The 24,778-nt window shown below is 69.8% G+C and carries 23 protein-coding genes; 12 read left to right on the forward strand and 11 right to left on the reverse strand.

The genetic code is table 11. From position 1 onward, the window contains the following. Positions 1-14: 14 nt before the first annotated feature. Positions 15-902 carry a bile acid:sodium symporter family protein gene (locus ACW14X_RS25540; protein ID WP_457163767.1) on the reverse strand — a complete coding sequence of 296 codons (888 nt, stop codon included), beginning with the start codon at positions 900-902 and terminating at the stop codon, positions 15-17. Positions 903-1,086: 184 nt separating this feature from the next. Then, positions 1,087-1,422 (reverse strand): DUF1048 domain-containing protein, encoded by a 336-nt coding sequence (locus ACW14X_RS25545; protein WP_457163768.1) that lies wholly within the window; start codon positions 1,420-1,422, stop codon positions 1,087-1,089. Between the two features lie 216 nt (positions 1,423-1,638). Here ACW14X_RS25545 and ACW14X_RS25550 point away from each other — a divergent pair, with 216 nt between their 5' ends. Both ACW14X_RS25550 and ACW14X_RS25555 read left to right on the forward strand, forming a co-directional pair. Further along, positions 1,639-2,535: a sulfite exporter TauE/SafE family protein gene (locus tag ACW14X_RS25550; protein ID WP_160022306.1), complete on the forward strand. Its 897-nt coding sequence runs from the start codon at positions 1,639-1,641 to the stop codon at positions 2,533-2,535. Between the two features lie 129 nt (positions 2,536-2,664). Continuing rightward, entirely contained in the window at positions 2,665-3,024 is a 360-nt protein-coding gene (locus tag ACW14X_RS25555) for a YciI family protein (protein ID WP_350839553.1), read from the forward strand. A gap of 31 nt (positions 3,025-3,055) precedes the next feature. Here ACW14X_RS25555 and ACW14X_RS25560 read toward each other — a convergent pair whose 3' ends face one another. After that, positions 3,056-3,985, reverse strand: a complete 930-nt coding sequence (locus tag ACW14X_RS25560; protein ID WP_350839555.1) for an Lrp/AsnC family transcriptional regulator — start codon at positions 3,983-3,985, stop codon at positions 3,056-3,058. Positions 3,986-4,179: 194 nt separating this feature from the next. Between ACW14X_RS25560 and ACW14X_RS25565 the strand changes: the two genes are divergently transcribed. The 4 genes from ACW14X_RS25565 to ACW14X_RS25580 are packed head-to-tail and all read left to right on the forward strand — an operon-like array spanning position 4,180 to position 9,892. Next, entirely contained in the window at positions 4,180-5,763 is a 1,584-nt protein-coding gene (locus ACW14X_RS25565; RefSeq protein ID WP_350839557.1) for a purine-cytosine permease family protein, read from the forward strand. 45 nt (positions 5,764-5,808) lie between these two features. Continuing rightward, on the forward strand, positions 5,809-6,756 hold the full coding sequence (speB, locus tag ACW14X_RS25570) for an agmatinase (protein WP_457163769.1): 948 nt from the start codon (positions 5,809-5,811) through the stop codon (positions 6,754-6,756). Then, positions 6,753-8,378: a thiamine pyrophosphate-binding protein gene (locus tag ACW14X_RS25575; RefSeq protein WP_457163770.1), complete on the forward strand. Its 1,626-nt coding sequence runs from the start codon at positions 6,753-6,755 to the stop codon at positions 8,376-8,378. Before speB ends, ACW14X_RS25575 begins: the two co-directional genes overlap by 4 nt. A gap of 26 nt (positions 8,379-8,404) precedes the next feature. After that, positions 8,405-9,892 (forward strand): sodium:solute symporter, encoded by a 1,488-nt coding sequence (locus ACW14X_RS25580; RefSeq protein ID WP_457163771.1) that lies wholly within the window; start codon positions 8,405-8,407, stop codon positions 9,890-9,892. Between the two features lie 52 nt (positions 9,893-9,944). On the opposite strand, the gene ACW14X_RS25585 is transcribed toward ACW14X_RS25580, so the two are convergent. Continuing rightward, positions 9,945-12,725: an ATP-binding protein gene (locus tag ACW14X_RS25585; RefSeq protein WP_457163772.1), complete on the reverse strand. Its 2,781-nt coding sequence runs from the start codon at positions 12,723-12,725 to the stop codon at positions 9,945-9,947. Positions 12,726-12,926: 201 nt separating this feature from the next. Then, a complete protein-coding gene (locus tag ACW14X_RS25590; RefSeq protein ID WP_457163773.1) occupies positions 12,927-13,100 on the reverse strand; it encodes a hypothetical protein in 174 nt (57 codons plus the stop codon). An 88-nt stretch (positions 13,101-13,188) separates the two neighbouring features. Here ACW14X_RS25590 and ACW14X_RS25595 point away from each other — a divergent pair, with 88 nt between their 5' ends. Further along, positions 13,189-14,118, forward strand: coding sequence for an alpha/beta fold hydrolase (locus tag ACW14X_RS25595; protein ID WP_457163774.1), 930 nt, complete (start codon positions 13,189-13,191; stop codon positions 14,116-14,118). 65 nt (positions 14,119-14,183) lie between these two features. On the opposite strand, the gene ACW14X_RS25600 is transcribed toward ACW14X_RS25595, so the two are convergent. The 4 genes from ACW14X_RS25600 to ACW14X_RS25615 form a co-directional block, all read right to left on the reverse strand. After that, positions 14,184-14,897, reverse strand: coding sequence for a sigma-70 family RNA polymerase sigma factor (locus ACW14X_RS25600; protein ID WP_457163775.1), 714 nt, complete (start codon positions 14,895-14,897; stop codon positions 14,184-14,186). 363 nt (positions 14,898-15,260) lie between these two features. After that, positions 15,261-16,010, reverse strand: a complete 750-nt coding sequence (locus ACW14X_RS25605; protein ID WP_457163776.1) for an SDR family oxidoreductase — start codon at positions 16,008-16,010, stop codon at positions 15,261-15,263. A 62-nt stretch (positions 16,011-16,072) separates the two neighbouring features. Next, entirely contained in the window at positions 16,073-18,871 is a 2,799-nt protein-coding gene (locus ACW14X_RS25610; protein WP_457163777.1) for a helix-turn-helix transcriptional regulator, read from the reverse strand. A gap of 159 nt (positions 18,872-19,030) precedes the next feature. Next, the gene (locus ACW14X_RS25615) at positions 19,031-19,180 is read right to left on the reverse strand and encodes a hypothetical protein (RefSeq protein WP_457163778.1); all 150 of its coding nucleotides are present in this window, start codon (positions 19,178-19,180) and stop codon (positions 19,031-19,033) included. Positions 19,181-19,462: 282 nt separating this feature from the next. Here ACW14X_RS25615 and ACW14X_RS25620 point away from each other — a divergent pair, with 282 nt between their 5' ends. The 5 genes from ACW14X_RS25620 to ACW14X_RS25640 all read left to right on the forward strand — a co-directional run bounded on the left by ACW14X_RS25620 (position 19,463) and on the right by ACW14X_RS25640 (position 23,136). Continuing rightward, positions 19,463-20,317, forward strand: a complete 855-nt coding sequence (locus ACW14X_RS25620) for an alpha/beta fold hydrolase (RefSeq protein WP_457163779.1) — start codon at positions 19,463-19,465, stop codon at positions 20,315-20,317. Positions 20,318-20,353: 36 nt separating this feature from the next. Beyond that, complete coding sequence (locus ACW14X_RS25625) at positions 20,354-21,301, forward strand: alpha/beta hydrolase (RefSeq protein ID WP_457163780.1); 948 nt, start codon at positions 20,354-20,356, stop codon at positions 21,299-21,301. A 29-nt stretch (positions 21,302-21,330) separates the two neighbouring features. Next, positions 21,331-22,068, forward strand: coding sequence for an alpha/beta fold hydrolase (locus tag ACW14X_RS25630; RefSeq protein WP_457163781.1), 738 nt, complete (start codon positions 21,331-21,333; stop codon positions 22,066-22,068). Positions 22,069-22,157: 89 nt separating this feature from the next. Then, entirely contained in the window at positions 22,158-22,313 is a 156-nt protein-coding gene (locus ACW14X_RS25635) for a hypothetical protein (RefSeq protein WP_400470082.1), read from the forward strand. A gap of 256 nt (positions 22,314-22,569) precedes the next feature. Then, positions 22,570-23,136: a redoxin domain-containing protein gene (locus tag ACW14X_RS25640; protein WP_400470085.1), complete on the forward strand. Its 567-nt coding sequence runs from the start codon at positions 22,570-22,572 to the stop codon at positions 23,134-23,136. Between the two features lie 48 nt (positions 23,137-23,184). On the opposite strand, the gene ACW14X_RS25645 is transcribed toward ACW14X_RS25640, so the two are convergent. Together ACW14X_RS25645 and ACW14X_RS25650 are read right to left on the reverse strand one after the other, a co-directional pair. Then, positions 23,185-23,952 carry an SDR family oxidoreductase gene (locus tag ACW14X_RS25645; RefSeq protein WP_457163782.1) on the reverse strand — a complete coding sequence of 256 codons (768 nt, stop codon included), beginning with the start codon at positions 23,950-23,952 and terminating at the stop codon, positions 23,185-23,187. A 26-nt stretch (positions 23,953-23,978) separates the two neighbouring features. Continuing rightward, the gene (locus ACW14X_RS25650) at positions 23,979-24,674 is read right to left on the reverse strand and encodes a succinate dehydrogenase cytochrome b subunit (protein WP_457163783.1); all 696 of its coding nucleotides are present in this window, start codon (positions 24,672-24,674) and stop codon (positions 23,979-23,981) included. Between the last annotated feature and the right edge of the window lie 104 nt (positions 24,675-24,778).

Raw genomic sequence — 24,778 nt, forward strand, 5'->3', positions numbered from 1 at the left:
CGGTGGCCCGTGAGTCAGGTGACGGCGTCGTGCGGCGCGGCGGGCTGCCCCACCCGCGAACGTGTGATCAGGAAGCCGAAGGCGGTCGCGAGGACGTACATCACGATGCTGTAGACCGCGGCCGGGATCGCCACGGTGGTGTTGTCGAGCACGCTGAGTGCGATGGTGAGGGCCACGGTGGTGTTGTGGATCCCGACCTCCATCGAGGTGGCGATCGCCTGCGGCTGGCCGAGCTTGAACACCCGGGCGCCGAGGTAGCCGAGGCAGAGGCTCGCGCAGCAGAACAGCGTCACGACCACACCGATCTCGCGGAGGTAGTCGGCGATGTTCTCCCGCTCTCCGAGGATCGCGCCGACCGAGACCATGACCAGTACGACGATCGAGAAGATCCGGACCGGACGATCCGCCCGTGCGGCGAACGTCGCCGACCGGCTGCGTACCAGCATCCCGATGCCGACCGGAACCAGCACGATGGCGATGACCTGGACGACCTTGCCGAACTGGAGACCCAGGGTCTCGCCGGCGTCGAAGTAGGTGATCGCGGCGTTGGTGATCAGCGGGATCGAGACCGCCGCGAGCACCGAGTTGACCGCCGTCAGCGTCACGTTGAGCGCGACGTCGCCACGGAAGAGATGGCTGAACAGGTTCGCCGTCGTCCCGCCCGGCGAGGCGGCCAGCAGCATGACCCCGACGGCGATCAGCGGATCCACGTCGGCTGCCACGACGAGCCCGAACGCGATCATCGGCAGGACCACGATCTGGAGCGTGAGCGCGACGAAGACGGCTCGCGGGGTGCGTACGACCCTGCGGAAGTCTCCCGGGGTCAGGCTCAGGCCCAGACCGAACATGATGATGGCCAAGGCGATGGGGAGGCCGACCGAGAGCAGGGCCGAGTCGTTCACTGTGTTCCTCCAGCATGCGGGGCAGCCGCCACGATCGGCCGTATGAGATGTGCGTCACAGTGGACCATGCGGAAGAGGCGAACCACAGTCTTATCCCGACATTTCGCCCTGCAAATGACGTATCCCCTGTCGCGAGCGGCCTTCTCGGCTCGCGACAGGGGATGTGCGGTGAGCATCGCCGGGCTCAGGAGAGCTTGGCGGCGACCTGGTTGAGGTTGGCACGGAGCTTGGCGCGGTAGGCGTCGTGCTGCACGGGCAGCCGGGCGTCGCAGAAGGCGGCCAGGTCGGGTCCGGTGACCTCGATGACCGGGCGTCCGGCGGCGGCCTCGGTCTCGAACAGGTCGAGGATCTCGCGGAGGATGGCGACGATGTCCATGCCGTCGCCGGCGGTGAAGCGCCACATGTAGCTCTTCATCTCCCCATAGACGGTGCGGTAGTCGGCGGGCAGTGCGGCAGCGCGGGCCTCCATGCGCTTCCAGTCCTTCTTGTCACCCACGAGGCGGCTGAGGATGTTGTTCATGGTGGTGCTCCTTCTTCGATGGTTTCGGATCCCGTGTTCGGGCGATGGAAGAAGCGTGCAGCCCTGACGCTGCGTCAAGGTCAAGCGCCGGTCGAAGGAAAGTTCTCGGCGCTCGCGCCCAGGTCGTGAGATGGCCCGTCGGGCTTTGGCGAGGCGGTCTAGAGTCTACTAAATTACGTGACTATCGTAGTTTGATCCCATCCCTAGGAGGTCCGCGTGGAGCGGCTTCTCATCTTCGCTCTGGTCGGTCTCGCGGCCCAGGCTGTCGACGGTTCCCTCGGCATGGCGTACGGCGTCACCTCGAGCACCCTGTTGGTCGCGACCGGCGTCGCGCCGGCGGTCGCCTCGGCATCGGTGCACCTGGCCGAGGTCGGCACCACGTTCGTCTCGGGTGTCTCGCACTGGCGGCTCGGCAACGTCGACTGGAAGGTCGTGGCCAAGATCGCGATTCCGGGCGGCATCGGCGCCTTCGCGGGCGCGACCGTCCTGTCGAGCCTTTCCACCGAGAGCGCCACGCCCTGGGTGGCTGGTCTCCTGCTCGTCCTGGGCGTCTACATCATCGCCCGGTTCGTCTTCGGCAAGCCTCCGGTCTTCATCCCGGGACGTCGCCCGGGGCTCGGTCTGCTCGCGCCGCTGGGTCTCTTCGGCGGCTTCATCGACGCCACCGGTGGCGGCGGCTGGGGCCCGGTGACCACGCCGACCCTGATCTCCAGCGGCACCCTGCACCCGCGCAAGGTGATCGGCTCGGTCTCCACCGCCGAGTTCGTCACGACGCTCTCCGCGAGTGTCGGGTTCCTCGTCGGACTGGCCGGAGAGGCGCTCGACTGGCGCGTCATCGCCGGCCTCCTCATCGGCGGCGTGATCGCCGCTCCGTTCGCCGCCTACCTCGTCAAGCACCTCTCGCTGCCGGTCCTGGGCGGTCTCGTCGGCAGCATCATCCTGATCACCAACGGACGTACGCTGCTGCGCAACTTCGACGCCGAGTCGGTCGGCGCCTACGGCCTGCTCTTCGCCGTCGCCGCCGTCATCGTCGCCATCGCGGTGCGCAAGGCCGGCGGCAAGATCGCCCCGGCGCAGGAGCCGACGCCCGAGTCCGAGGCCGCCAACGCCTGAGCGTCGACATGCCGGCGACCCCGTGGCCGGTGGGAAGTTCTTCCGATGTCGATGTCGAAGGAGAACGATGTGGTTCGACGCACAGGTGTCGGCCACCAGAAGCGGTGGCCCCGAACTGAGGAGTACGTCATGCCGCGTTTCATGGGTTTCGTGAAGATGGAAGAGGGAAACGGCCCGGCGCCTGAGGCCCTCTACAAGGCGATGGACGACTACGTCGGCGAGCTGGCGGCGGCCGGGCACTTCCTCGACGGCGGCGGTCTCTTCGGCAGCGAGGACGCGGTCAACTTCGTGGTGGACAAGGGCGAGGTCACCCGGGTCGACGGTCCGTACGCGGAGGCCAAGGAGGTCGTCGGCGGCTGGGCGCTCACGCGCTACGACACGCTCGAGGAGGCGATCGCCGCGCAGCGGGAGTTCGCGCAGCTGCACGCGACGTACTGGCCGGAGTGCAAGATCGTCGCCACCCTGCGCCAGGTCTCCGAGGGCGACTAAGCGCCTGGGAGGACGATGCCTCGGCGGTCGCTCAGGCGCCGCCGAGGTGCAGGGAGGCGTAGGTCTCCTTGACGAAGCGGAGGTGGCTCCAGGTCTGGACCTCCCGGACGCCGTCGAGCTCGCGGATGTGGTCGAGGACCCCGACGAGGTCGCCGGAGGTGGCGGTGTGGACCGTGAGCAGGGCGTCGTAGCGCCCCAGGGTCCGGGCCACGAAGGTGACCGAGGGGAGCCGGGCGAGCTGTTCGGCGATCGGACGGTGGGCGGCGCCGTCGAGACGGAGGCCGATGCCGGTCGCCGTACGCCGCTCCTGACCCGAGTGACGCACGACGGCGCCGACCCGGACGACGTTGCCGTCGAGCAGCCGGACCACGCGGCGCCGGGTGCCGGCGGGGGAGAGGCCGACGCTCGCGGCCAGGTCGACGAAGGAGGCGCGGCCGTTGGCCTGCAGCGCGCGCAGCAGGGCGTAGTCGGTCTCGTCGAGCGTCCCGGCGGCGGGTGCGGGCCCGACCGGGGCGGCCACGTCGCGGACGACCTCGGTGTAGAGCAGGGTCTCGGTGGTGACGATGCCGTCGATCGCGCGCACCTCGGCGAGGGCGTCGTCGATCCGGCCGATGTCCTTCGCCCGGAGCTCCAGGACCAGGGCGTGCTGGCCGCTGGTCATCGAGACCAGGGTGGTGTCCTCGCGCGCCGCGGCGGCCCGCGCGACCTCTGTCGCGGAGCCGTCCACCGTGACCGAGACGTGGGCGAGCACATCATGGCCGAGAACGGCCGGGTGGACGACGCCGCGGACGTCGATGTGACCCTCGGTCAGCAGCCGCTGGACCCGGGTGGCCGCGGCTGATCGGGAGAGGCCGACCTGGGCGGCGATCTCACGGTGGGTGAGGCGACCGTCCTCCTCGAGCAGGACGAGGATCGACTCATCGGTGCTGTCGAGGACCCCGGGCGTGATTTCGTTCGACATTTTTTGGGAGCGTCTCCAAGGTCGGATCGATCCTCCGGGCGGTCGATCTGATGCCATTATGACGGATCTTCCGAGCCTGACCGGCATATCGACAGGTATTACGGCCAGGTTAAGAACGAAACGATTGCGGCGGCGTTCCGGGTGCTCCTACAGTGACGCAGATCTCGGCCGACCCACAGACCCAGGAGGCCTCGGTGTCCACGGAACCGATCACCATCCCCTCAGCCACGCCGACCCCGCCGAAGGTCACCGAGGTCGAGCAGCACGGCGTCGAACCGATCCCCGACCCCGAGCGCAGCGCCCGCCCGCTGGACCTGTTCCGGCTCACCTTCGGTGGTGCCAACACGATCGCCACCGTGGTGCTCGGCAGCTTCCCGATCCTCTTCGGGCTCTCCTTCGCCCACGGTCTGCTGGCCACGCTGCTCGGGCTGCTGCTCGGCGCCGTCGTCCTCGCCCCGATGGCGCTGTTCGGCCCGCGCAACGGCACCAGCAACTCGGTCAGCTCCTCGGCCCACCTCGGCGTGCACGGCCGGATCGTCGGCTCGTTCCTCTCCCTTCTCACCGCGCTCGCGTTCTTCTCGATCTCGGTGTGGAGCTCGGGCGACGTGCTCATCGGGGGCGCCAACCGCGCGGTCGGGCTGCCGGAGAACGACCTGACCCTGGCGCTGGCGTACGGCCTCTTCGCCGTGCTGGTCCTGGTCGTGTGCATCTACGGCTTCCGGTTCATGCTGCTGGTCAACAAGGTCGCCGTGATCGCCGCGACGCTGCTCTTCCTGCTCGGCATCGTCGCGTTCGCGGGCGACTTCGACCCCGGCTACGCCGGCGCGTTCGGCTCCGGCTCGGAGGCGTTCGGCGAGCCCGGCTTCTGGGCGGCCTTCGTCGGGTCGGCGCTGATCGTGATGTCCAACCCGGTCAGCTTCGGCGCCTTCCTCGGTGACTGGGCCCGCTACATCCCGCGCGAGACCCCCGGACGCTCCTCGATGGCTGCCGCGTTCCTGGCGCAGGTCGCCACCCTCGTACCGTTCTGCTTCGGACTGGTCACGATGACGATCATCGCCACCCGCGAGCCGGAGATCTTCGCCTCCGGTGCGTACGCCTCCGGCCTGCTCGCGATCGCGCCGGGCTGGTACTTCGCGCCGGTCGCCCTGATCGCACTGATCGGCGGTCTGTCGACCGGCACCACCGCGCTCTACGGCACCGGACTGGACTTCTCCAGCGTCTTCCCGCGCTTCAACCGCGTCCAGTCCACGGTGCTGATCGGGGTCTTCGCGATCGGTGTCATCTTCATCGGCCGCTTCGTCTTCGACGTGGTCTCCAGCATCTCCGCCTTCGCCGTCCTCATCATCAGCTGCACCGTCCCGTGGATGATGGTGATGATGATCGGCTGGTACGTCCGGCGCGGCTGGTACGACTCCGACTCGCTGCAGGTCTTCAACCGCCGTCAGCGCGGGGGCCGCTACTGGTTCGCCCACGGCTGGAACTGGCGCGGCCTGGCCGCCTGGCTGATCGCGGCCGCCGTCGCGCTGACCTTCGTGAACCTGCCCGGCCAGTTCGTCGGGCCGGCCGCACCCCTGATCCCCGGCGGGGTCGACATCTCCATCCCGCTCGGCATGGGTCTCGGTGCGCTGCTCTACCTCGGTCTGCTCTTCGCCTTCCCCGAGCCGCGGGACGCCTACGGCCCCGAGGGAGCCCGGTTGGTGCCCACCGGACCGCCCGCGAACACACCGGTCATCTCGGTCGACGACGGGCCGGCGCCCGCCGCCTCCGTCGTCGGCTGAGCCGAACCACCCCGCAACACTCGCACCACGCAAGGAGAACCACCCATGCCCATCGGGCCCGTCGACGCCTCCAAGAACCCCCGCTATGCCGGCTTCGCGACGTTCGCGCGGCTGCCCCGCCTCGATCAGGTGGAGCGGGCCGACATAGCGGTCGTCGGAGTGCCGTTCGACACCGGCGTCTCCTACCGTCCGGGCGCCCGCTTCGGCCCGGCGCACGTACGGGAGTCCTCCCGGCTGCTGCGCCCCTACAACCCGGCGCTGGACGTCTCACCGTTCGCCTCGGCCCAGGTGGTCGACGCGGGCGACATCGCGGCCAACCCCTTCCACATCGAGGAGGCGCTCGACACCGTGCAGGCCTCCGCGCTCGAGCTCACCTCCGACGGCACCCGGCTGGTGACGATCGGCGGCGACCACACCATCGCGCTGCCGCTATTGCGAGCCGCCGCCGAGCGGCACGGTCCGGTCGCGCTGGTGCACTTCGACGCCCACCTGGACACCTGGGACACCTACTTCGGGGCCGAGTACACCCACGGCACCCCGTTCCGGCGGGCGGTGGAGGAGGGCATCCTCGACACCGAGGCGCTGTGCCACGTCGGCACCCGCGGCCCGCTCTACGGCAAGAAGGACCTCGAGGACGACCGCCGCTTCGGCTTCGGGATCGTCACCTCCTCCGACGTCTTCCGGCAAGGCGTCGACGAGGTCGTCGAGAAGATCCGGAAGCGCGTCGGCATCCGGCCCGTCTACGTCTCTGTCGACATCGACGTCCTCGACCCGGCGCACGCCCCCGGCACCGGCACCCCCGAGGCCGGCGGGCTCACCTCCCGTGAGTTGCTGGAGATCCTGCGCGGCTTCGCCGGCCTGAACCTGATCGGCGCCGACGTGGTCGAGGTGGCCCCGGCGTACGACCACGCCGAGCTGACCGGCGTCGCGGCCTCGCACGTGGCCTATGACCTGGTCTCGCTGCTCGCGATGCGCCACTCGGGTCAGGCATGACGAGACGCAACGGCGGCGACGTCACCGTCGAGAGCCTGACCGCTCTCGGAGCGACCCACGTGTTCGGCATCCCGGGCCAGCACGCGCTGGGTCTCTTCGACGCCATCCGCCGCAGCGACCTGACCTTCGTCTCCTCCCGGGTGGAGAACAACTCGGTCTTCGCCGCCGACGGCTACGCCCGGACGACCGGCCAGGTCGGCGTGGTGTTCTGCTCCACCGGACCGGGAGCGCTCACCGCGATGGGCGCGATCCAGGAGGCGTACGCCGCCTGCGTCCCGATCCTGATGATCACCAGCCAGATCCCGCGCGACGGGCTCGGGGGCGCCCGCAAGGGCTACCTGCACCAGCTCGACGATCAGCAGGCCAGCGCCCGCAACGTCACCAAGACCACGGCCGTCGTCCGGGACGCGGCCGCCATTCCGGGCGTGCTCGCCGATGCCTGGGCCACCGCCCAGGAGACGCCGGCGGGGCCGGTGTGGGTCGAGATCCCGCAGGACGTCCTCCTCGAGGATGTCACGGTGCCGCCGGTGACCGGTCCGACGGCGGCGGTACGCACGCCGCGCCGGCCTCGTCCGGAGATCGCTGCCGAGGCCGCTCGGTTGCTGGCCGCGGCCGAGCGCCCGGTGATCCTCGCCGGGGGAGGCGTACGCCGCTCCGCGGGCGCGCCGCAGGCGCTGGTCGCCCTCGCCGAGGCGCTGGACGCGCCGGTGGTCTCCACCTCCGGGGGCAACGGCTCGATCCCCTTCGCGCACCCGTTGAGCGCGGGCGCGTGGATCGAGGACCGGTTCACCACCGACCTGCTCGACGACGCGGACGTCCTGCTCGCGGTCGGCACCTCCTTCGGCGAGGTGACCAGCAACTACGGCACCTTCGCCCCGCGTGGCTGGGTGATCCAGGTGGACGCCGAAGCCCGTGTGCTCGGCTCGAACCACGACGTGCTCGGCGTCCATGCCGATGCCGCTGCGGCTCTCACCGACCTGGCCGCGGCGCTTCCCGGCGCCGGTTCCGGACCGGGCCCGAGGCGATCCGGTGCCCAGGTCGCCCAGGAGCTGCGTACCCGGGTCCAGGCCCGGCTCGACGCCCAGGACCTCGCCGTGGAGCAGCGGCTGCTCGCCGAACTGCGTGCGGCCGTGCCCGACGACACCGACACCTTCTGGGACATGACCATCGCGGCGTACTGGGCCTGGTCGGCCTGGGACCCACGCTCCGGCGGCTTCCACACCGCGCAGGCCTCGGGCGGTCTCGGGCCGGCCTTTCCCTCCGCGATCGGCGCAGCCGTCGGGACCGCACGGCGTACGTTCGCGGTCACCGGCGACGGTGGCGCGATGTACTCCATCGCCGAGCTCGCCACCGCCCGCCAGCACGACGCCGAGGTCACCTGGCTGATCATCGACGACGGCGGCTACGGGATCCTGCGCGAGTACATGACCGGGGCCTTCGGCGCTGCCACAGCCACCGAGCTCGCCCGTCCCGACTTCGTCCTCCTCGCCCAGGCGTTCGGTATCCGCGTCCACGCCGCGACCCCCGAGACCGTCGGCGAGATCGTCGCCGGCACCTTCACCACCGGCGGCCCGGCCGTCGTGGTTCTTCCGACGACCCTCCGCATGTTCGCCGCCACCTGACCGCCACCTCGATCTGGAGCCCCCACATGGATCTCGCCATCATCGCCATCTACCTCGCCGCCATGGTCGCCTTCGGCTGGTGGGGCAAGAGTCGGACCCAGGACAGCTCCGACTTCCTCGTCGCCGGCCGCAGGTTGGGTCCGGTGCTCTACACCGGAACCATGGCCGCAGTCGTCCTCGGCGGTGCCTCGACCGTCGGCGGCGTCGCGCTCGGCTACGAGTACGGCATCTCCGGAGCCTGGCTGGTCGCGGCGATCGCGTTCGGCGTCCTGGCGCTGAGCCTGTTCTTCGCCGGCAGGATCCAGCGGCTGCGGATCTTCACCGTGGCCCAGATGCTGGCACTGCGCTACGGGGTCGGAGCGACCGCGGCCTCGGGTGTGGTCATGATGGCCTACACCCTGATGCTCACCGTCACCTCCACGATGGCGTACGCGACCGTGTTCAACGTCCTCTTCGGCACCGACCGGGTCGTCTCCATCCTGATCGGCGGCGTCATCGTGGTGATCTACTCCAGCATCGGCGGGATGTGGTCGATCACCCTGACCGACATGGTGCAGTTCGCGCTGAAGACCATCGGTGTGTTCTTCCTGCTCCTGCCCTTCACCTGGAACCACGCCGGCGGCCTGGACGGGATCAAGGCCCGCGCCGCGGACTCGGTCTTCGACCTCGGTGCGATCGGCACGGGGACCATCATCACCTACGTCGTCGTTTACACCTTGGGCATGCTGATCGGGCAGGACATCTGGCAGCGGGTCTTCACCGCCCGCTCGCCGCAGGTGGCGCGCTGGGGCGGCACCGCGGCCGGTGTCTACTGTCTGCTCTACGGTGTGGCCGGCGCGCTGATCGGTGCCGCGGCCTCCACCTTCATCACCGTCGACAACCGCGACGACGCCTACGCCACCATCGCCGAGTCGATCCTCCCTGTCGGCATCAGCGGCCTGGTGCTCGCCGCCGCGGTCGCCGCGATGATGTCGACCGCCTCAGGTGCGCTGATCGCGACGGCGACCGTGGCACGCACGGATGTGCAGCCGCTGCTCGCCCGACTCCTCGGACGCAACCCGGCGCGGGTCCAGGACGAGGCGGAGAACCCTGAGCACGACGTGCTCGCCAACCGGATCTACGTCGTCGTGATCGGCCTCGTCGTCGTCGTCATCTCGTCCCTTCTCAACGATGTCGTCTCCGGTCTGACGATCGCGTACGACATCCTCGTCGGTGGTCTGCTGGTCCCGATCCTCGGTGGCTTCCTGTGGCGCCGCGGGACCGGCGCCGGCGCGGTGACGGCGATGGTCGCCGGCACCGTCGCCACGCTGGCGACCATGGTGATCGTCGGCGACGTGCTTGCCAACGAGCCGGTCTACGCGGGCCTCGCCGCCAGCGCCGTGGCGTACGTCCTGGTCAGCCTGCTCACCCGCCCGACCGACCCCGCGGTGATGCGGGAGTGGACCAGCCGGCTCGCGGGCGAGGAGGTCCCGGGTGCGCCCCGTGGCGTCGCGACGACCGGGATCGTGGAGTAGGGACGCCGCCCGCGAAAGAGCGTTCGAGTGACCCGACTCAGGTCTGGCGCCACTAGGTCGAGCTCGCCCTGTTCCCGGGCAGTGGCGGCAGCACGGTTGCGATCTCTCGGCGAGAGCCGATACCGAGCTTCGTGAAGACCTTCCGGAGATGCCACTCGACCGTGTGGTGGCTGAGATACAGACGGGCGCCGATCTCGGGATTGGTGAGGCCCTCACCTGCGAGGCGAGCGATCTGCTCTTCCTGCGCAGTGAGGGCCGCGGGCGCCGCGACGACCTTCTTGCGAAGCGTCGCCCCCGTGGCCTCGAGCGCGCGGCGTGCGCGCTCAGCGAACGCCTCCGCCCCGAACTGCGTGAGCATCTCATCGGCCGTCAGGAGCTGCGCGCGGGCGTCGACGTCGCGGTCTTCGCTGCGCAGCCACTCTCCGTACACCAGATGCGCGCGCGCCAGCTCCATGCCGACCTCGGTCCGGGAGAGCCGTTCGATCGCCTCGAGGTAGAGGCTCTCCGCAGCCTCACCCTGACTGAGGAGGGCGCGGGAGCGCGCCTCGACACCCAGCCCCCAGTCCGTGCCGCTGGCCCGTGTCCTGTCCGAGAGCCGATCGAGTGCTTCGGTGGCGCGTGCGGTGTCGCCGCAACGTACGGCCGCCTCGACCAGCTCGACCGACGCCCACCAGGTCGTTCCCGGCTCTTCTTCGTGGCCGGCCGCCGCGCGGGCGGCAGTCATCGCCTCGTCGTACTGCTCGAGCCCGTTGCAGAGCACCGCACGAGCCCACTGTGCCACGGTGACGGCGGCTCCTTGGCCACGTGTCACGGCATCACCCATGATGGCGTCGAACAGCGTGCGGGACTCCTGCTCGCGGCCGCGGAAGGCGGCCAGAGCAAGTGGCATGACGCGCGCCGAGTCTCCGCCGGTCACGTCATAGACCATCGTCACCTCGTCGATGAGTGCCGAGGCAGCTGCCAGCTCCCCGGCGAGGAGGTGTGCGCATGCGCGCGCGTCGAGTGCAGCGGGGAGCTCGCTGAGCGCACCGGACTCGCGGGCCATCGCCACGTGCCGCGATGCGATCAGCCGCCAGCGTTCGTCGTCCCACAGATCGACGGCCATGACCGTGGCGAGCCAGAACCAGCGCGGCACCCCCTTGACGAGATCCATCTCCTCACTGATCGCCGCGAGGACGCGCTGCATCTTCGGCGTCGCGACCGCGTAGCCGTCGGTGAGGTTCAAGGCGACGGCGTCCAGCAGGTCGTCGGCGAGCCGTGGCGGATCCGCCGGCGGCGCGGCCAACGCCGCTTCACCTACCTCCTGTAGACCTTGTCGTCGCGCGAGACGGCCGGTGAAGATCGCGGCCGCGATGGCGTCGAGGTACGTCTCGCGAGCGAGCGGCACGTCGATCGGCTCGAGCCGGCGAGCGGCGGCGATCAGCAGGGTGGTCGCGTCGTTGCCGCGGTTCTGGGCGAACGCGAGGCTCGCCCGGAGCTGGTCGATCCGCGCGAGCATGAGCTCATTGGTGGGCCCTGCCCCGGCCATCGCCAGCAGGGCAGCTGCCGGTTCGAACGCGCCTGCCTGAAGCTTCGCCTGTGCGGCCTTCAGGGCACGCATCGAGCGTCGGGCCGGGTCTGGCGTGAGCTCCATCGCACGCTCGAGGAATGCGGCCACCGCGGAAGTGCCGCCACGCGCCAGGGCCCGCTCTGCCGAGCGTTCCAGTTCCGAGGCGACCTCCTCGTCGACGCTCGACGCGGCCTGCGCCCGATGCCATGCCCGGCGATCGGGATCGACGTCGGTGTCGATCGAGTCCGCAAGCGCTCGATGTGCCCGCTGCCGATCGTGCACCGAGGCTCCCCGGTAGACCGCCGAGCGCACCAAGGGATGTCGGAACCGCACCCGGGTGTCCAGCGTGAGCAACTCTGCTGCGTCCCCGTAGGACACTGCCGCATGGACATCGATCCCCAGTCGCTCGGCCGCACGACGCAGCAGCGCCACGTCGCCCACCGGCTCGGCGGCCGCCGTGAGCAGCAGCAGCCGAGTCTCGTCGGGAAGGAGGTCGAGACGGCGCAGGAAGCCCTGCTCGAGCCGGCTCGACAACGGGGCTGCTGCTTCAGATCCCACGAAACCGCCGGCCAGCTCGACCTCGGTCCACCCCCGAGGCAGCTCGATGATCGCCAGCGGGTTGCCGCGTGCTTCGGCCAAGATCCGATCGCGCATCCGACGGTCACGTGGACCATGAGCGACCGAGTCGAGGAGGGTGCGGGAGTCGGGTGCAGGCAGTCCCGTCACGAAGAGCTCGGGAAGCCCGGTCAGGAGCGGGCTCGATGTGGGTTCGCGGACCGCGAACACCAGCACGACCGATTCCGCCAGCAGCCGGCGCGCCACGAACGACAGGGTCCGTGCCGATGCCTGATCCAACCACTGGACATCGTCGATGAGGCAGACCAGTGGCTGGCTCGCCCCGGCTTCAGCGAGCAGACTCAGCGTTGCCAGACCGACCAGGAAGGGATCAGGCGGATCCCCGGCTCGCAGGCCGAACGCAGAGGCGAGGGCGGCGCGTTGGGGCTCCGGGAGATGGTCCATGTCGGCCAGCAGCGGGGCACAGAGCTGGTGCAGGCCGGCGTAGGAGAGCTCCATCTCGGACTGGGCACCGGTAGCTCTCAAGGTCCGCAGTCCGCTGGAGCGGTCCAGGAGGTACTTCAGGAGCTCGGTCTTGCCGATCCCCGCCTCGCCCCGCAGCACCAGGGCGGCGCTGCGCCCAGCGCGAGCGCTGGCCAGGAGATCGTCGAGGGCCCGACGTTCATCCCGACGGTCGAGCAGTCGGTCGCGGGTATCGCTAACGGTCACAGGCAGCCTTCACCAGAGAACAGCGGGAAGGAACGTCCGTTGAAGGCACTGTCCACGCTCTAACTATCGCGCACGCCAGGGCCCAGGTCGACGACCGGGTGAGTTGAGTCCCCGAAATTGGTGGAGCGCAGTCGCCCGCCCAGGTCGTCGCCGTCGTGCGCAGCGGACGAGGTGCTGCCCTCGCGCGATCCTGCGCGCGACTCAGTCGCGCCGATCTGTGCGCTCCTGCGTCACGACGGCTTCGTGCAGGCTCCGGAGTCGTGTCTCGTACGGCTCACGCTCCGGTTCGTCGTCCTCGGGGGCGTCGGAGCTCGCCTGGACGTGTGCGAGCTCGACGTCGATCTCGGCGTGGAGATGGCTGTGCTCGTCGGACATCGGTGGTCCTCCAGTCACGGAGCTGGGCTTTGCGTGGTCGACATGATGACCACGCCCGGACCGGGTTTGTGACACGAGAGGATCCCTGATGACCCCGCTGAAGCACGCCCGTACCGACATTCTCGACATCGCCTACCACGAAGTGGGGCCGGTCGCGGGACCGGCGGTCGTGCTGCTGCACGGCTATCCCTACGACGTGCACAGCTACACCGAGGTCGCACCTCGGTTGGGAGCACTCGGCTACCGAGTCGTGGTCCCGTACCTCCGTGGCCACGGGCCGACCCGGTTCCTCGACCCGGCGACGCCCCGATCCGGTCAGCAGGCGGCTCTCGGGGCGGATGTCATCGGCCTGCTCGACGCCCTCGACATTCCCGAGGCGGTGCTGGGCGGCTACGACTGGGGTGGCCGGGCGGCGTGCGTGGTCGCGGCGCTCCGCCCCGAGCGGGTGTCGGGGCTGGTCAGCGTCAACGGCTACCTGATCCAGGACATCGCCGCCTCCGCACAGCCGATCCGTCCTGACCTGGAGGCCGGTTTCTGGTACTTCTACTACTTCCTCACCGACCGGGGCCGTGCCGGTCTGACCGCCAATCGCCGCGAGATCGCTGAGGTGATCTGGCGCCGCAACTCGCCGGCGTGGGACTTCGACCGGGAGACGCTCGACCGCACCGCCGAGGCGTTCGACAACCCCGACTACGTCGAGGTCGTCCTCCACTCCTATCGGCACCGGCTCGGTCGGTCCGCAGGCGCGCCCGAGTACGCCGCGGCCGAGCAGGCCCTCGCGCTGCAGCCCAGGATCTCGGTGCCGACGGTCACCCTCGCCGGCCTGGCCGACGGCAACTTCCCGGTCGCTCCTGGACTCACCGACGTCGACCGGTTCGCCGGCCCGAGGCTCGACCGCCGCGTACCTGACGCTGGACACAACCTTCCCCAAGAGGCCCCAGAAGCCTTCGTCCAGGCGGTCCTCGACGTCACCAGGCTGGCGCGACGTCATGCAGACGCCGCGCCGGACGCCTCGTAGCGGTCGGTCCGTCGGCCGCCAGCGGCTGCGCCCCCCACGTCGGACGGTCGAGACCCGGCGCACTCTCACGCGATCCTCGGGACCAGCCGTCCGTGGGCGGGCCGGGCTGGCCGACGCGCATGCGGCCTCATCGTCGAGGCCGCGCCTTCGGCCAGCAGCCCTTCGAGAGGTTTCAGGTCGCCGGTACGTGCAGCTACCAGGAAGGCGTCGGTGACCAGCCGATGGGCGTCGGGATCAACCTCACGCTCCGGGTCGCCATCGAGCCGCTGCTGGGCTCGGCGAGCGAGCTGTCGCGCGTTGACGGTGGTGGTCCGGAGCACGCCGGCGATGGCGTCGTACGGATAGTCGAACCCCTTACGCAGCAGATATGTCGCCAGCTCGGCCGGGCTCAGCCTGGCCATCAGCTCACGCAGGAGCTCCTCGACGGTCGCTGCCTGCTCCGCTTCGCGGAGGGGGTCTTGGGTGGGAGCGCCGAGATCGGCGAGCGGCAGGTCGGTCGGGATCTCATGGCGGTGCCTGGCCGACTGGATGACGTTGATCGCCAGATGAGTCGTGGTCGTGGTCAGGAACGCTGCCGGATTCTTGATGTCGCGCCGGTCGGTCCGTTGCCAGCGGAGCCAGGCGTCCTGGACCACGTCCTCGGCGTTGGCGATATCGCCGGTCACACGCCGCGCGATGCGGAACAACTGGGTGCGCATCGCGAGGAAGATCTCGAGAGCCCGGTCCAGGTCGTCGCCGGGTTCTGTCAGGACTGTGGCCGCTCCGCCTGGCGTGGACATCATGGGACTCCTCTTCGTGGAAGGCACCCTTCGGGTTCCGATGGATCCAACTCTCTGTCCACGAGGGGGTCTGGCGCGCCACGGGAAGTCCGTGGTCGATGCGTGGTGAAACCACGTGGGACGGCACCACGGATGCGACCACGCGGCCACGCACCGCACTCCTGTGCGTGGTGGCGCCCAGGGGAGTCGCTCGATGGATCCACGGACGATGTCGCGCCGGACGTACGAGAGCCTCCGGGTGGGTGTGAATCCAGACGATTCACACACCCGGAGGCTCTCTACGTCAACGACCCGCCAGTGCTGCGGATCGCGAGGCTTGTCCCGACCTTCCTGGGACGGGTGGCTGGGGGAGGGGCCGCTCGCTCAGGCCGGGAGGCGTACGAGCCATTCGTCGACCGAGGTCGATCCGACCCGGAGATCCGGGAGCAGGACGGTGTCGCCAGGTTCGAAGACCGTGCCCAGATACTCGGCGGTGTGGTCCACGACCACGTGGCGCAGGTCGCCGGTGGCTCGCATCATCCGCGTGGCCACCTCGGGAAGGGAGAGTGTCTCCGGGCCGGCGACTTCGATCAGTCCGCGTCGGGGAGCGGCGGCGACGGTGCGGGCGACCACGCGAGCCAGGTCACGGGCGGCGACCGGCTGGAGGGTCAGGTTCGGGACCCGCGGGGCCGCCAGCTCCGGATCCGTGAGCACGCTGCCGCTCAGTGCCTCGAGCACGCTCGTGGACCTCACGATGCTGAACGGACCACCGTGGTCGCGTACCAGCTGCTCCTGTCTCTGCTTTCCGCGGAAATAGTGGCTGTTCACGCGGTCGACGCCGACGACAGACAGCAGGAGGTGGTGCTTGACGCCGGCTGCCTCACCGGCGCGCAACAGATTGGTCGTGGCGGTGCCGAAGAAGCTCTCGGCCTCCGAGTAGGGGATGGCAGGGGGAAGGTTCATGGTGTCGATGACCACGTCCGCGCCTGCGAACGCCTCAGCGAGACCGAGACCAGTGAGGGCATCGATGCCGTGACGTGGCGAGGCGACGACGACCGAGTACCCCTGGTCGTCCAGCGCCTTGGATATGCGCGATCCGATGCGTCCGGCACCGCCGGCGATGACGATCTTCATGTCTAGTTGACCGGGAACCCGGAGGTTCTGTGACAACCGAGACTCTCCGGGCCGGGCCGGCGCTAGGCTCGAGCGCTGCCGATTCCGATGCCGTCCACGCCAGCGTCGAGCAGTGCGCCCGCGAGCTCGCGTCGCGACCTGATGTCGAGCTTCGTGTAGACCTTGCGCAGGTGCCATTCCACGGTGTGCGGGCTCAAGAACAGCTCGGCGCCGATCTTGGGGTTCGTCATCCCACTGGCGGCGAGGGTGGCGATCTGCGCCTCTTGCGCTGTCAGGTGGGCCACCGGTGCGATCTCGCGGGTTCGTACGTGCTCACCGGTGGCGAGCAGTTCGCGGCGAGCCCGCTCTGCGAACGCCTCTGACCGCATACCGTCGAACATCTGGTGGGCTGTCCGGAGCTGCTCCCGTGCATCCGACCGTCGGCGGACCCGTCGCAACCACTCGCCGTAGAGGAGGTGGGAGCGGGCGACCTCGACCGTCACCCGGTCGAGGTTGAGCTCATCGATGGCGGTGCGATAGAGAGCGTCGGCCTCGTCCGCGTTGTCGGTGAGCAAGGCGCGGCTCCGAGCCTGGATGCCGCGAGCCCAGCCCGTGTCAGCCGCCCGGGTCAGCTCGATCAGCCGCTCGAGCGACTCCCGGGCCAGTCCCAGGTCTCCGCAGCGAACCGCTGCTTCGACGTGCTCGACCAGAGAGAGGCCGGTGAAGTTGAAGCCGTCATGGTCGATGCCCGCTCGTGCGGCCGCGAGCGCGTCCTGATAGCGCGCGAGACCGTTGTACAAGACAGCCTGCACATAGCCCGTGACGCCGAGCAGCGAGACCTCGCCGTGCTCGGTGGCGGTGATCCGAGCCTCTTCGAAGATCCCGGTCGCGGCGTCTTCGTCACCCCGCCAGGCGGCGAGGACCAGCGTGGCGTACGTGTGCGGGGCCTGGCCGGTCGAGGCGGCGATGGCATCGGCCTCCTCGATCATCCGAGCGGCTGCCGCGAAGTCGCCGTAGTGGATCTGGACACCGCCGTAGTAGATGAGCGCGGATGGCAGCACGCTCAGCGCCCCGACCTCGCGAGCCACACGCACCGCGCGAGCCGACAGGGCGTCCCAGGCCGGCAGATCCCAGCGGTAGTGGATGAACGACTCCAGAGCGACCGGAACCGACAGCAGCCAGCGCATGGCTGCGTCCCGGCTGGCGAGCTCCTCGTGGACGAACGGCTCGAACGCCCGCACCAGGGCCGGTACGCCGTCCTCGACCCCTTCGGCGAGCAGCGTCGAGATGCCGTCCAGGAGCAGGTCGGAGGCTTCGGACGCCGAAGGTGGCGCCCCCGAGGTTCGCGCCGCTATCGCGGCGGCCCGGGCACCATGGGGGCCGTGCACCCGGCCGGCGAACACCGTGGCGCCGATCGCCTCGAGGTAGGTCTCGCGCGCCAGCGGCGACCTCGTGGCTGCGAACCGTGCCGCGGCGTCGAGGAGCAGCGGGGCGGCCTCATCGCTCCGGCTCCGCCCGAAGAGCATGCGTGCGCGCAGACGCGCCAGGCGGGCGCGGTCGAGAGGGCTGAGCGGGCACAGATCGGCAAGCGCCACCAGCTCGGCGGCCCGTTCGGGGGCAGCAGCCGAGAAGTACGCCTCAGCTGCGGCCAGCGCCCGCCGTCCGCGCTGCCATGACTCCGGTGTGAGGGCTGCGGAACGCTCCAACAGCACCGCTTCGGCGGCCATGCCACCACGCTGTCGAGCGCGGTCAGCGGCCTGCTCCAGACCGAGGGCAACCTCTTCGTCGGGACCGTCGGTCGCTTGGGCGGCATGCCAGGCCCGGCGGTCCGGATCCTGCAGGGCATCCGTCGCCGAGGCGAGTGCCCGGTGTGCTGCCCGCCGCTCCTCGGGCGTGGCCCCTCGATAGACGGCGGATCTCGCCAGGGGGTGACGGAAGCGCACGGTCTCGCCGAACTCGATGAGACCGGCCGCTTTCGCGGGGGCGGCGTCCAGCGGTACGTCGAGAAGCTCGGCTGCGCGAAGGAGCAGTTGTGCGTCGCCCACCGGTTCGGCTGCGGCGAGTAGCAACAAGGTCCGGGTGTTCGTCGGCAGCGATTCGATCCGCCGCGCGTAGTCCTGCTCGATCCGGCTCGACACCGAACCACGCGTCGCGGGGTCGCGGCCGTAGGCCAGGTCCGCGGCCGTGCGACCCCGGGAGAGTTCCAGGAGTGCCAGCGGGTTGCCACGGGTCTCGGCGACGAGGCGGTCTTGGACGCGCAGCTCCAGCCGGCCATCGACGGATGCCGCCAGGAGCGCACCCGCCGCCTGCTTGTCCAAGCCGTCGAGCCGAAGCTCCGGGAGGCCGACCAGTGCGGTCGATCCCTCGGGGTCGCGAACGGTGAAGACCATCGCGACGGCCTCGGCGAGCAGGCGGCGCGCTACGAACTCGAGTGTCTGCAGCGAGATCTGGTCCAGCCAATGGGCATCGTCGACCACGACCAGGACCGGCCGGCTCTCGGAGGCCCGGGTCAGTAGGGTCAGCACCGCCAGGCCGACCAAGAACCTGTCCGGCGGGTCGCCGGCTGCCATCCCGAACGCGACCTGCAGAGCGTCTCGCTGCGGCACCGGCAGACTGTCGACTGCCGACAGGAACGGGGCACACAGCTGGTGCAGGCTCGCGTAGGCCAGCTCCATGTCGGCCTCGATGCCCTGCGTCCTGGCCACCATCACGCCTGACGCCTTCGCCGCGACGTAGTCGAGCAGCACCGACTTCCCGATGCCAGCCTCGCCCCGGATCACGCAGACCGTGGACTTCCCCGCGCGCAGATCCGCCAACACCTCGTCCAGCATCGAGCATTCGTGGTGCCGGCCGACCAGGTTGGGCAGCGGGGTCGCGCTCATCGTGCTCCTGCAGGACTCTGGGCGCTCCACGAAAGGGAGCGCTCTCCAGGCCAACGGTATCGGTCCTGTCACAGCCTGTCGGCCGTCCGCTCGAGATCGGACGACCAGCCACCTGCAGTCAGGAGCCAAGAAGCTCGACGAAGCTCCCCGAACCAGGAGTCAGTCTTCCCACGCCAGGTCGACGTGCCGGATCCTGAAGAGCTGGTATCGGCCGCCCGGGAGGTGGCCCAGCTCGGCGATCCATTCCATGCCGATGCGCTTCGCGGTCGCCTCGGCACGCGCGTTGTCCGGCTGGACGATCGCGAACACCTCGGTGTTTGACCGATGCTGCGCTGTAGATGGCCAGAGCCGAGGCGAGGTCTGCCTGCTCCCACGGGCGGAGCATGAGACGCGGCGTCTCGATGATGCGAGTCATGTGAACCACCTCTTGGTCGGATCGGGCGACGAAACCGATGACCGCGCAGGCGCCGCCTGTGTGACAGCAGTGGACGGTCACGGCGCGGGCCGCCCGGGTCCGTGTCACGCGTCGCAGGGCTGCCTGGTCGTCCTCATTGTCTCGATCAGTCACTTCCCGAGAGCAGGACAATGACCATGACCCCAACCACCCGCGCCGCCCGGCGCACGGCCCGCCGGCGTCGTCTTCGCGCCGCCATCCTCCTCAGCACGCTCACGCTCGGCGCGGTGGCGGCGACCCCGGCCTCTGCCCAGGCCCGCGGCGCCGAGCGCGGCGGCAAGCCTGCGATCGTACTGGTCCACGGCGCCTGGGCCGACGCATCCAGCTGGAACCAGGTCGTGCGCAAGCTGCAGTCCCAGGGCTACCCGGTCATCGCGCCGGCGAACCCGCTGCGATCGCTGTCCTCCGACTCCGCCTACCTGAAGGCGATCCTGGAGACGATCGAGGGCCCCATCGTGCTCGTCGGTCACTCGTACGGGGCCGCCGTCATCACCAATGCGGCGACCGGAGACCCCGACATCGAGGCTCTCGTCTTCGTGAACGGCTCCGTGCCAGCAGAGGGCGAGACCGTCGCTGAGCTCGCCGGTCCGGACTCGGCACTCTCGGTCTCCGACCCGACGACGATCTTCGACTTCGTGCCCGGCGACGTACCGCCGGGGCCGGAGAGCGACGTCTACCTGAAGCAGTCGACATTCCTCGAGTCCTTCGCGACCGGCCTCACCCGAGACCGGGCGGCGGCACTGTGGGCCACTCAGCGACCGGTGACGCTCGGAGCGCTCAACGAACCCTCTGGAGCCCCCGGCTGGGCCACGATCCCGAGCTGGAACCTGGTCGGCACCAAGGACCTGGTCATTCCCGCCAGCGCCCAGCGGGCCATGGCTGCCAAGGCCGGCTCGACGGTCGCTCTCTTCGAGGAGGGCCACCTGGGCTTGATCACCGACCCGAACTCCGTGAGTCGCGTCATCGCCGACGCCGTTCGCGCCACCTCCTGACCCCGAACTCGCCGCACACATGGAAAGGAAACACTGATGAACAAGCACTATCTGGAGCCCGAAGCCCAGCAGATGGCCGACGCCACCGCGCAGCCGCCGTACTTCTACGAGATGACCCCGGAGGAAGCTCGCAAGGTCCTCGATGACGTGCAGGCACAGCCCATCGAGAAGCCTGACGTCGACGAGAAGTGGATCTCGGTCCCAGCGCCGGTCGGCGACGTCCGTGTCCGGATCGTCAAGCCGGTCGGCAGCACGGGGACGCTTCCCGCGATCCTCTACATCCACGGCGGCGGCTGGGTGCTCGGCAACGCCGGAACCCACGACCGGCTGGTTCGCGACCTCGCCACCGGCGTCGACGCCGCTGTGGTGTTCGTCGAGTACGACCGCTCGCCCGAGGCCCGCTACCCGGTCGCGATCGAGCAGGCCTACGCCACGGCGCAGTGGATCACCTCCCACGGCGCCGAGGAGGGCATCGACACGACTCGCATCGCAGTCGCCGGTGACTCCGTCGGGGGCAACATGGCTGCGGCCGTGACGATCATGGCCAAGCAGCGCGGCGACGTGACCTTCTGCCACCAGTCGCTCTTCTACCCGGTCACCGACGCGGCACAGGACACCGACAGCTACGTCGAGTTCGCCGACGGCCCGTTCCTGCTCGCCAAGTCGATGGCGTGGTTCTGGAACGCCTACCTTCCCGACGAGGACAGGCGCGGCGAGATCACGGCGTCGCCGCTGAGGGCGACGCTCGAGGAGCTCGCCGGCCTACCCGAGGCGTTCGTCGTCGTCGACGAGAACGACGTGCTGCGCGACGAGGGCGAGGCCTACGCTCGCCGCCTCATCGAGGCAGGCGTACGCACGACGACCGTCCGGTACAACGCGACGATCCACGACTTCATGATGCTCAACCCCCTGCGCAGCTCGGCCGCCTCCACGGGCGCGATCGAGCAGGCAGTCCAGATCATCCGCAAGGCCCTCACGGCCTGAGTCGCCACCCCTAGTGAAGGAGTAGAACCATGTCTGAACAGTCACCCCTCGTCGTCCTCGTGCACGGCGCGTTCGCCGAGTCTGCGAGCTGGAACGGCGTCATCGAGCGGCTCCACGGCCGCGGCGTCGACGTCGTGGCCGTCGCCAACCCGCTCCGAGGCGTACGGAACGACGCGACCTACCTGCGCGACGTGATCGCCGGTCTCGGCCGCCCCGTCCTGCTGGTCGGTCACTCGTACGGCGGCATCGTCATCACGGGTGCTGCGGGCGCCGAGAACCCGTCGGTCGTCGGCCTCGTCTACGTCGCCGCATTCGCGCCCGACGAGGGCGAGAGCGCCTTCGAGCTGTCGTCGCGACAGCCTGGAAGCACGCTGGGCGAGGCGCTCACCGCCTACCCGGTCAGCAGCGGTGGCAACGAGCTCGCGATCCGCCTCGAGGCCTTCCACGAGCAGTTCTGCGCGGACGTTTCCTATGCGGTTGCGTGCCAGATGGGGCGTACCCAGCGTCCCGTCACCGAACAGGCCCTCAAGGACGGTCTGCCGACCGACCGGCCCGGGTGGAAGACCCTGCCGAGCTGGTTCGTCATCGCCGGGGACGACCGAAACATCCCGGCCGCCGAGCTGCGCGAGGAAGCAGCGCGTGCCGGGGCGCGCGGCGTCCGCGAGATCGCAGGCGCGTCGCACGCCGTCAGCGTGTCCCACCCGGACGAGGTGACCGAGGTGATCCTCGAGGCCCTCGCCGGCTGCGCGGCGGCCACCGCCGCCTGACCCCGATCCGCGGGTGGAGCGGCCGGTGACGCCGGTCGCTCCACCCGCGGTCCCGACTCTCGGGTTCCACCGAGGAGAGCGATGGTCCCATGGACGTGACGACCTGCCCCGAGTGCGGTCATCCGGCTGACGTGGTGTGGCGCGCCGTGGTCGAGAGCACCGACGGTCCGATCGAGCATGCCCGGATCAGCTGCCTGCTGGGTCACTGGTTCCTGCTGCCGGTCGAACGGCTCGCCCGGGCGTGACTGCGACGCACCACCGACCACGTGGCAAGGCGCTGCGTGGCAGCGGCAGGCAGGCGGAGGTGACGAACGGGTCCAGTCGCTCTCTGCTTCCGGCCTGGCGGCGTACCGCCCCGGTGAAACCCGGTGATTCCCGTCCTTACCCGCGACTCGACCTCCGCCTGCCACCCGAATCGACCGGACACGCCCCGCCGATGTGACGTCACGGGGACGGGGCGTACTCGGTCGAGTAGATGACCAAACCCAACGGAGGAGAGACATGCACCCCGCCCTGACACCCGGTGGCACGTTCCCGGACTACGAGCTGCCCGACCACACCGGCGTCCGCCGGCGGCTGAGTGAGATCCAGGGCGACGACCCGATGATCCTCACCCTCGCCCGCGGTTCCTATTGCCCAAAGGAGCACCAGCAGCACCTCGACCTGGCGGCGTTCTATCCGAAGATCGCCGTTGCGTACGCGAAGGTTGCGACCATCACCACCGACCGGCCCCGCGGCACCCAGGAGTTCCATGACGCCGTGGGCGCCCAGTGGCCGTTCCTGTCCGACCCGCACCGGACCGTGCAGCGCGAGCTCGGCATCCAGGAGTACACCGACCCGACCGACGACCCGATGATCCCGCACACCCTCGTGCTCAAGCCCGGGCTCGTGGTGCACTCGGTCTACAACGGCTACTGGTTCTGGGGACGCCCGTCGACAACCGATCTATGGCACGACCTGCGAGAGGTGACGCGTGAGATCCGTCCCGACTGGGACCTCACGGCCCCCGGCCTGCGGGAGCGCTGGGACGCCGGCGACCGGTCGCCCTTCTACGGGTGGAGCAAGTGAGCCGTGCCGATACCGTGAGGCGCAGCCCAGCATTCACCGGGCTGCGCCTCAGGCGCTGACCGTGGCCTCGAGCCACTCATCGAAGCTCGGCCCGACCAGGTGCCCGCCCTCGCCGGGCAGCAGCACCCCGTCGCGCACCAGCTCGCCGACAGGGGCGCCGAACACCGTCACCGGGTCGCCTGCGCGCTCGGCGTAGGAGGCCGACAGGCGGGCAAGAGTCTCCTGGCGTGGACCGGCGACCTCGACGAGGTCATCCTCGATCTCGCCGGTGGCGACGGCGAGAAGCACCTCGACCATCGCGTCGACGGCGACGGGCTGCGTGACCAGGTCCGGCACGGTGGTGCGGTCGCCGTCGCGGCCCCAGCCGATCGCCTGGCGGGCGATGTCGTGGAACTGCGCGGACCGGACCACGTGCGGGCCGGGTGCGTGTGCGACGCAGGCCAGCTCCTGGGCGTACTTGGCGCGGTAGTAGCCGTCGAAGCCGGTGCCCGCCTCGGCCTCGGACTCGGCGATCGTGTCGACGCCGATGATCGAGAGGACGACGGTACGACGTACTCCCGCCTCGTGGGCTGCCGTGCCGAGGTTGGTGGCGGCCGCGGTGAAGAAGGCGGTGGCGCCCTCTTCGTCGAGCGACGGGCTCTGTACGACGTCGACGAGCGCCTCGGCGCCGGCCAGTGCGTCGGCGAGCCCGGCCGGCTGGAGTACGTCGGTGCCGGACTCCTTGGACAGGCCGACGACCTCGTGGCCGGCCGCCTGGGCGGCCTTGGTCAGTGCCGATCCGACGAGACCGCTGACTCCGGCGATGGCGATACGCATGATGGTTCTCCTTGCTGGTGGGACGTTCACGGCCCGATGAGGCCGAGCTGGATGGCGATGGGGGAGAGCGAGAAGCCGCCGGCGACGAGGACGGCGACGGCCATGGCGGTCGCCTTCGCCGCCTGGCGCCGCTTGGCGGTCACTGTCCAGCCGAGGGTCTGCAGGGAACTCCAGGTGCCGTGCCACAGGTGCATCCCGAGGACGAGCATCGCGGCGAGGTAGAGCGCGGTGGACCACCAGACGCTGAACGTGTCGACCACCAGGTTGAACGGGTCGTTCGTCGGGCCGCCACGTACGTTGACCTTGCCGATCGTGAAGTTGACCAGGTGCCACCCGAGGAAGAGGAAGAGCCCCAGGCCGCCGGTGAGCATCGTGCGGGAGGCGAGCGACGAGGCTCGCCGCGGCGGCCGGGCGGCGTAGCGGCCCCTCGCGCGTCGTGCGCGTCGGGCGAGGACGATCGCGCTGGAGACATGCGCCACCAGCGCGGCGATCAGCCCGACGCGCATGATCCAGAGCAGCCCGGAGCGGGGGAAGATCGGCTCGCCCAGCGTGCGCAGGTGCTCGGCGTACTCGTTGTACGCATCGTGGCCGCTGAACGCCTTCAGGTTGCCGTAGACGTGGCCGAGCACGAACGCGATGAACAGCAGGCCGCTGATGGCCATGACGAGCTTCAGCGTGATGGTCGACCACCAGGCCCGGCGTTGAGAAGTCGAAGTGTGCACACCCAGTCGACCGGGCAGGGCCGCCGTCCGTGACAACCGATCCATCTGAAAATGCGCATTGTCAAATTCGCCGGGTCGGCTTAGGGTCGGCTTGTCCGGTCCGC

The sequence above is a fragment of the Nocardioides sp. YJ-D4 genome (genome assembly GCF_054031495.1).

Excerpts from the sequence above, each read along its gene's own strand:
- ACW14X_RS25575 (WP_457163770.1), top strand. The coding sequence starts at position 6,753 with ATGACGAGACGCAACGGCGGCGACGTCACCGTCGAGAGCCTGACCGCT.
- ACW14X_RS25595 (WP_457163774.1), top strand. The coding sequence starts at position 13,189 with ATGACCCCGCTGAAGCACGCCCGTACCGACATTCTCGACATCGCCTAC.
- ACW14X_RS25600 (WP_457163775.1), bottom strand. The coding sequence starts at position 14,897 with ATGTCCACGCCAGGCGGAGCGGCCACAGTCCTGACAGAACCCGGCGAC.
- ACW14X_RS25640 (WP_400470085.1), top strand. The coding sequence starts at position 22,570 with ATGCACCCCGCCCTGACACCCGGTGGCACGTTCCCGGACTACGAGCTG.
- ACW14X_RS25605 (WP_457163776.1), bottom strand. The coding sequence starts at position 16,010 with ATGAAGATCGTCATCGCCGGCGGTGCCGGACGCATCGGATCGCGCATA.
- ACW14X_RS25625 (WP_457163780.1), top strand. The coding sequence starts at position 20,354 with ATGAACAAGCACTATCTGGAGCCCGAAGCCCAGCAGATGGCCGACGCC.
- ACW14X_RS25560 (WP_350839555.1), bottom strand. The coding sequence starts at position 3,985 with ATGTCGAACGAAATCACGCCCGGGGTCCTCGACAGCACCGATGAGTCG.
- ACW14X_RS25645 (WP_457163782.1), bottom strand. The coding sequence starts at position 23,952 with ATGCGTATCGCCATCGCCGGAGTCAGCGGTCTCGTCGGATCGGCACTG.
- ACW14X_RS25555 (WP_350839553.1), top strand. The coding sequence starts at position 2,665 with ATGCCGCGTTTCATGGGTTTCGTGAAGATGGAAGAGGGAAACGGCCCG.
- ACW14X_RS25620 (WP_457163779.1), top strand. The coding sequence starts at position 19,463 with ATGACCCCAACCACCCGCGCCGCCCGGCGCACGGCCCGCCGGCGTCGT.
- ACW14X_RS25635 (WP_400470082.1), top strand. The coding sequence starts at position 22,158 with ATGGACGTGACGACCTGCCCCGAGTGCGGTCATCCGGCTGACGTGGTG.
- ACW14X_RS25580 (WP_457163771.1), top strand. The coding sequence starts at position 8,405 with ATGGATCTCGCCATCATCGCCATCTACCTCGCCGCCATGGTCGCCTTC.
- ACW14X_RS25545 (WP_457163768.1), bottom strand. The coding sequence starts at position 1,422 with ATGAACAACATCCTCAGCCGCCTCGTGGGTGACAAGAAGGACTGGAAG.
- ACW14X_RS25610 (WP_457163777.1), bottom strand. The coding sequence starts at position 18,871 with ATGAGCGCGACCCCGCTGCCCAACCTGGTCGGCCGGCACCACGAATGC.
- ACW14X_RS25590 (WP_457163773.1), bottom strand. The coding sequence starts at position 13,100 with ATGTCCGACGAGCACAGCCATCTCCACGCCGAGATCGACGTCGAGCTC.
- ACW14X_RS25630 (WP_457163781.1), top strand. The coding sequence starts at position 21,331 with ATGTCTGAACAGTCACCCCTCGTCGTCCTCGTGCACGGCGCGTTCGCC.
- speB (WP_457163769.1), top strand. The coding sequence starts at position 5,809 with ATGCCCATCGGGCCCGTCGACGCCTCCAAGAACCCCCGCTATGCCGGC.